The 7385-nt window shown below is 38.9% G+C and carries 5 protein-coding genes and 1 pseudogene; 4 read left to right on the forward strand and 2 right to left on the reverse strand.

Annotation, left to right across the window (positions count from 1 at the left end):
• Positions 1 to 19: 19 nt before the first annotated feature.
• Positions 20 to 1030, reverse strand: a complete 1011-nt coding sequence (locus P20495_RS19205; protein ID WP_008133536.1) for an arabinan endo-1,5-alpha-L-arabinosidase — start codon at positions 1028 to 1030, stop codon at positions 20 to 22.
• A gap of 102 nt (positions 1031 to 1132) precedes the next feature.
• On the opposite strand from P20495_RS19205, the gene P20495_RS19200 reads away from it, so the two are divergent.
• Complete coding sequence (locus P20495_RS19200) at positions 1133 to 2161, forward strand: family 43 glycosylhydrolase (protein ID WP_008133537.1); 1029 nt, start codon at positions 1133 to 1135, stop codon at positions 2159 to 2161.
• A gap of 60 nt (positions 2162 to 2221) precedes the next feature.
• On the opposite strand, the pseudogene P20495_RS22745 reads toward P20495_RS19200, so the two are convergent.
• Positions 2222 to 3861 (reverse strand): annotated as a pseudogene (locus tag P20495_RS22745) (sodium:solute symporter).
• Between the two features lie 1075 nt (positions 3862 to 4936).
• On the opposite strand from P20495_RS22745, the gene P20495_RS19195 reads away from it, so the two are divergent.
• The 3 genes from P20495_RS19195 (at position 4937) to P20495_RS19185 (ending at position 7304) form a co-directional block, all read left to right on the forward strand.
• Positions 4937 to 5665 carry a FadR/GntR family transcriptional regulator gene (locus P20495_RS19195; protein WP_008133544.1) on the forward strand — a complete coding sequence of 243 codons (729 nt, stop codon included), beginning with the start codon at positions 4937 to 4939 and terminating at the stop codon, positions 5663 to 5665.
• Positions 5666 to 5720: 55 nt separating this feature from the next.
• A complete protein-coding gene (locus P20495_RS19190) occupies positions 5721 to 6500 on the forward strand; it encodes an SDR family NAD(P)-dependent oxidoreductase (protein ID WP_008133545.1) in 780 nt (259 codons plus the stop codon).
• 96 nt (positions 6501 to 6596) lie between these two features.
• Positions 6597 to 7304, forward strand: a complete 708-nt coding sequence (locus P20495_RS19185; RefSeq protein ID WP_008133546.1) for a sulfite exporter TauE/SafE family protein — start codon at positions 6597 to 6599, stop codon at positions 7302 to 7304.
• The last annotated feature ends 81 nt before the right edge of the window (positions 7305 to 7385 follow it).

Genomic DNA, 7385 nt, shown 5'->3' on the forward strand with positions numbered 1-7385 from the left:
TTTTTTACGTTACTTAATATTACTTTTCAATAAGTTTGGTTTTACGCTTATTCAGCTCTGTGCTATCGACCACAGGCCAGTTATCGTCCCATGTCATTGGTAAAATACGTAACTTTTGTAAGCCGTTATCAGCGCTTTCGTAGGCATGAAGCACTAAATAGTCTTTAGCATCAAAGGTGTAGGCGGCATTGTGGCCAAGTGCTGCCCAGTCTTCATTACCTTCGATCACCAGTGAACCACCGCCATTATTTAAGTCACGACCTTCTTTATCAAGGTAAGGTCCTTCAACATTCTTACTGCGCCCTACACGGACATTATAAGTACTGTCTAAGCCTTGGCAGCATATATCAAACGACACAAACAAGTAGTAATAGCCATTCTTTTTGAAGATATAAGGCGCTTCAACGGGGCCATGTTCGGTATTTGGACGAGCTGAAATGCTATGCCATTCTTGCGGCTGCGCAAGTCGTACCATAACATCATCAAGTTTCACTAATTTAAGACCGCCCCAAAACGAACCAAAGCTCATCCATGGTGTGCCGTTATCATCCTCAACAATCGCAGGATCTATCGCATTCCAGTTATCACGCTCAGGCACAGATTGTATAACAATGCCATGATCAATCCATTTGTAATCTGGTGCAGCAGGGTTGAGGGTCTTGTTTACGGTGACACCAATGGCAGACGTATTTTTACCGAACGCAGAAACTGAATAATACAGGTAAAACAACCCATTTTTTTGATAGATATCAGGTGCCCAAAGATGACCGTCAAAGTCATTCGAAATACGCTTTGCCCAGCTTGGTTCATCTTTAAATACGCGGCCAGTAAGCTGCCAATTTTTCATGTCTTTTGATTCGTAATAAGTAATCCCCATTCCGGTGCTAAAAACATAATACGTATCGCCTTCTTTAGTCATAACCGGGTCGTGCACTTCAACTTGCTTAGCGAAGGAACTGGTGGCTAAACAAAGTAATGTGCTTGCGCCGAGCCATTTACAGGCTTGAGATAGCTTTTTTACGGGTTTCATAGTTACTTACCTTTTTATTTTAATCATTATACATATCAGCTACTATAATATATGTAATACAATATTAACAATGTAAATTAAATTATAAAAATAGGAAATACCATGGCCAAGAATCTGATTGCCCCTGCAATTGCAAGCGTACTTAGTATGTCATGTTTTTACAGTGTTGCAGAAGCAAATAATAGCCCAACATTAATGCCAATTGATAACCCGATTGTTTTACAACGAGCTGATCCTTGGTTAGTACGTGATGACAAAACCGGTTGCTATACCTTTATTGGTACATCCCCTAAGTTTGATGAAATAGAGCTACGCCAAGCGTGCCGAATTAATGACTTGAAACTAGCAGAGCCAAAAGTGATTTGGCATAAAAATGAAAAAGGTCCGATGAGCACCAATATCTGGGCACCAGAGTTACATAATGTTGATGGCAGTTGGTATATTCATTTTGCCGCAGGTGATGTAGAAAAGCCATTCAGTATCCGCATGTATGTACTAAAAAATGAGGATGAAAACCCATTAAACGGCCAGTGGCAAGAAATGGGGCAGTTGAAAACACACCTTGATAGCTTTTCACTGGACGCCACAACATTTAGCCACAACGGTAAACGCTATTTAGTTTGGGCGCAGCAAAATCAACTCGCAACGTACAACTCTGCATTGTGGATTGCACAAATGGACTCACCAACATCAATAAAAGAGCCAATAGTTACTATTTCAGAGCCGACACTTGATTGGGAAATACAAGGCTATAAGGTTAATGAAGGAGCCGCAGTCATTAAGCATGACAATAAAGTAATGTTAACTTATTCTGCCAGTGCCACCGATGATCGTTATGCAATGGGCTTGTTATGGGCCGATGATGCTGCTGATTTACTCGACCCAGCAAGCTGGCATAAGAAGCAGCAGCCAATTTTTGCTAGTAACGAAAAAGTATGGCGCTTTGGCCCTGGTCACAATAGCTTTGTAAAAGCAGAGGACGGTGTTACCGATTTACTAATTTACCACAGCCGTGATTACAAAGAGCTACAGGGTACACCTTTAACAGATCCAAACCGCCATGCTCGTGCACGTATAATAAAATGGGATGACCAAGGATTTCCTCTTTTGTCTAACGAGAAAGGAGACTAACAAGCAATAAAAAGGGCACCGATGTGCCCTAATTACTAGAAGAGAAATTCAGCATACATGTTACCAGAAACGATAGTAAATAAACGCAGTAATACCGATGATTCCCGCAGTATGAATGTAATCCCACTTATCTAATCCTGCAGCCACTTCTTTTAAAGTATCTTTGCCGATACTTGAGAAGGTTAAGCCTTTAAGCTGCTCTTCACTGGCGGGTTTAGTGAAAAAACTCACCACAATCATGATCACTACCACCACTACAAACAGTAAAATACAGTAGTAAAGCCAGTTCATGTCGATGATCCACGCAAGCGGTGTACCGCTGATAGCATCTTTGAAAGGCAATAGTACTAATCTGATCATACCTAACACAAACCCAGACACTAAACCGATAAAACCAGCATCAGGAGTAAAACGTTTACTGCATATACCTAGCAAGAACACGGCGGCAATACCTGGGGCTATTAACGATTGAACGCTTTGTAAGTACTCATAAAGTACATCAGCAATTAAGCTCATAATGGGGATCCACAATAAGCCTAAAATAACAATTGCAACGGTTGCTAAGCGCCCAACTTTTAACAGATGTTTTTCGCTCGATTCGGGTTTGAATTTTTTATAGAAATCAATAGTAAATAATGTCGCTGATGAGTTAAATAACGAAGCTAACGAGCTCATTAATGCGGCCACTAAACCACCGATCACAATGCCTTTAACGCCTGAGGGGAGTAACTCGGCAACCAATGTAGGAAACGCTTGATCGGCACTGTCATAGCTAATAACGCCTTTAACTTTTAGTGCATAGGCAATCATGCCCGGTACTAAAAAATAAAAATAGGTAATAGCTTTAAGTAACCTGCAAACATAGTACCACGACGAGCTTCTTTAATGCCTTTCGCCGACAGTACCCTTTGTACGATATATTGGTCTGTACACCAGTACCAAAAACCAATGATAAATGAACCAAATACGATTCCAGGCCATGGAAACTCTGTATCTGAGGTACTGCGAATTAAATGCATATTCATATCGTTTATGCGTTCAACTTCAGACCAACCGCCGACTTTATCAAGGCCGATAACTAAGATCACCACAGAACCAATAATAAGCACTGGCGTTTGTAAAACGGAGGTCCACATGATTGCTTTCATACCCCCTAGTACAGTATAGATACCGGTGATCACCACTAAAGCAATGGCTGAGATCCAGAAGAAATCAATGCCCCAAATGCTTTCAATTCCTAAAATAGTCTTAAAAGCAATACCGCCAGCATAAACAGTCACCGCGACTTTAGTCAGTACATAACTGATCAAGGAAATAACCGATAAAAAAGTACGTGATTTTGAATTATAGCGACGCTCTAAAAACTCCGGCATGGTATATACTTTACTGCTCCAGTAAAAAGGCACAAACACCCAACCAAGCAATAAAATAATCCACGATTGCATTTCCCAGTGGGCTAATGCCATTCCCGATTGCGCGCCAGCACCTGATAAACCAACGAGGTGTTCTGAGCCAATATTCGAGGCAAATATTGACGCACCAATAACTAACCAACTAGCATTACGCCCAGCTAAAAAATAATCTGTAGTATCTTCTTCTTTTTGTCTCATTGAGACGACTACAATAGCTAATAACAAGACAAAAAATCCTGCTAGCACTAACCAGTCTAGTGTACTTAATTCGATCATCTTTGATTCCATTTAAGCCCGAAAGTGACTTCGGTAAGTTTTATTTAATAAAAATATTATAATACAAATAATTCAAATGAAAGATATTTTTCAAAAATTAGCGTGGTTAAAAGTTGAACATATCTGAATAATGTCCCTTTGATAAAGTAGTAACACTATTGCTAGCTCATTTTAACCCACTGATTCGAGCTAGGTTGAACAGTAATCATCGTCTAGCCACACTTTTTAAATACATTTGATTCATCTACTATCCCGTTGATGCTTTCAAGCTTCAAGTGACTGCGGGTTGTATTGAGGGCTTGCTCTGCATTTAAATATAATGAGCTTATATACTTACGATCCATGCCTGCTGATTTAGTCCTTCACGTTCGTGCTTGTACCGCCAAGCTTCTATTTCTTTTTGCACCCTATCGAATCTAGTGGAAATGGTGCTGTTTTCAATATCGAGCATGATGAGTAATCCTGATATTGAAGTGATTTCATTTGTGTTATCTACTATCAACGGTCATTTGCTTTAGTACCAATTTGGCGTTGGCAGCTTTATGTATTGACTTGTTAAAGTACTTTCTTATCTTTAGTGGTATGTATACAACGTGCAGTTTTACTATTAATAGCGATGATATCAGTCCTGAGGTTTCAATCAGTGATAGTATCCAAGATTGAAATGCTTTTTCTATTTAACCTGCTTTCAATCGAAAAATGACACGCGCAATTGTGTCATCCTTTGGAATTTCTGCGCTAAAAGCATCATATTTTCTTAATAAGCGAAGGTTAAGATGCCTAAAGTTTTCATATTTTCGAACCTCTGCGGGCCATAGAGTATTGCACTAATGGCGAATATAAAGTATATAGAAAAATTCATTCCTTTATTGCGTTCAATACGATGATCTGCAATTGAATCTTGAATTAAAATGTTTCAGGAAAGTACTGTTTAAATGTATGAAGCTATTGCGCCTTCTCAATAAGTTCTATTTATAATGATCTTGTCGCATGCAGTATCGATAAATATCTATAATAACTTCTAAGATGACGCAGTAAAGTTATAGTAGTACAATACAATAAGTCTTTTTAAAGGAACTGTTTGTTTATGGCACGCATTGAAAATCTAAATTTGTCACAACAGGTAACCAATGAGCTAGGTAAAGCCATCATTAACGGCTATTACACAGCCGAATCAGGTTTACCTACAGAGGCAAAGTTATGTGAAGAGTATGGTATTAGTCGTACTGCTGTTCGTGAAGCTGTAAAAATGCTAGCAGCAAAAGGACTTATTTCATCACGACCACGGCAAGGGATTCGTGTTGAACCAGCAAATACTTGGAATTTATACGATACGAGTGTGTTAAAATGGCTACTTGAAAGTAGCCCATCACTTTATGTATTAAAAGATTTTCTACAAGTACGGTTAGCGATTGAACCGCAAGCTGCCGCATTAGCGGCAAGGCGCGCCGATAAAGCCGCAATTGCAGAAATTGCAGTCGCGCTTGAAAATATGCAGGCCGCTTCAGATGCACCCGATGGTGAAATTCATGAGGCTGATTTATCGTTTCATACTGCAATATTATTTGCTAGTGGGAATCAGTTCTTTTTTCAATTACGTGACTTTATTCGTACCGCGCTAAATGTCAGTATACAACATACAACGCCCGCAAAAGGTAGTAAAAAAGCTATTGTAGATGAGCATTTTAAAGTGTATCAGGCAATTTTACATGGTGAATCAGAGCGTGCCAAAAATATGATGACTTACATGATTGATGAAGCTATGTTATTCATTGAAAAAGAAATTGCAGATCAAGAAGCTGCTCAATCTTCTTAGTTGAAATAATGAAGCAACAATAAAAATACAGTATGTCTAGAAGTTAAAGGAAATTATGGCAATTTCAACGGAACACACAACTAGCTATACTAGTCTCGCTGGTAAAAGTGTTTTTATTACCGGTGGTTCTACTGGTATAGGCGAAGTAATGGTCAAACGTTTTTGTGAGCAACATGCAAAAGTTACCTTTGTTGATATTGCCAAAGCGCAAGGAGAGCAGCTTTGTGCTGCTCTTGCTGGTAAATATAGCTTTGACCCACAATATATTTATTGTGATATTCGTGATATTAAACAATTTAAATTAGCTATAGAGTTCACAGCAAAATTACAAGGCGATATCGGCGTATTAATTAATAATGCTGCGGATGATACCCGTCACGTTGCTGATAGTATGAGTGTTGAATATTGGGATGATAAACTTGCGGTGAATCTTCGACCCTGCTTTTTCTCAGCGCAAGCAGTTGCACCTCAAATGCAGCGGATAGGTGGCGGCAGCATTATAAATATGGGCTCAGTAAGTTGGCGGATTAAACAAACAGGTATGCCAGCTTATACTACCGCAAAAGCTGGTATAGAAGGGCTTACACGTTCATTAGCAGCAACCTATGGCAAAGATAATATTCGTATTAATACACTCGTGCCTGGATGGGTCATTACAGAGCGACAAATTACCCATTGGTTAACACCAGAAATGATTGAAGATGTTAAACACAGTCAATGCATTAATGAAGCATTACAAGCAGATGATGTTGTTAATGCCGCATTATTTTTAGCGTCTGATGATAGTAAAATGATAACGGCACAATCATTAGTAGTGGATGCTGGCTGGACCTGATTTTAAATAAAAAATTTACCTTATGTTAATCATATTATAATATTAAATTATTCGGATTAGATTAGGCAGACCTAAATGAAATAAGGTGGAAATGCTTTGCCCGATATAGTATTAGTTTATTGTATATTAATAATAGGTGCATGCTTACAGTGTGTGATTGGTTTTGGCCTCGGATTACTGTGTGTGCCTTTTTTATACTGGTTACTGCCAGAGCTAGTGCCCGCGCCTATGATCCTCAATGCATTATTGATCACCACATTACTGGCAATAAAGCATCGAGGAGAAATTGATGTCAAACAAACTGGCTATTCTATTTTTGGTGGGGTCATTGGTGTTCTCTGTGCCGCTGCTGTTATGCTGTATGTTGACTCAGAACAATATCGACTGTTATTAGGTGGCTGTTTGTTACTTGCTGCGGGATTATCATTAACGGGTTGGACGCCTAAATTAACGATGCTATCAAATTTAATAGCCTCAATATTATCGGGCTTTATTGGCACGACAACCTCAGCTGGTGGGGCACCGATGGGGTTACTCTATCAAGCGCAAAATAGAGATAAAATTAAAGCAAATTTGAGCATCTTTTTTGTTTTTATAAATCTGTTTGGCATTCTCGCATTATTAGTAACGGGCTCTGCCGATTTTAACGATATCTTGTTATTTTTAAAGTGTTTACCAGCAATTATAATTGGTTGGGGAGCTTCTTATTTTGTAAATAATAGTATCAACGAAAAAGCCACTCGTAGGTTAATTATTCTTGTCGCTAGCTTCTCAGGCCTAGCACTTATTTTTATTCATCATTAATATGTAAGCTTGACACGTTATTTGGATTAGTAGTTCGTCGCAATAAAAAATGATCACTCGGTGACAGTGTTTATTTGGGGA

It is taken from the genome of Pseudoalteromonas sp. BSi20495, assembly GCF_000241185.1.
GTDB classification, from domain to species: Bacteria; Pseudomonadota; Gammaproteobacteria; order Enterobacterales; family Alteromonadaceae; genus Pseudoalteromonas; species Pseudoalteromonas fuliginea.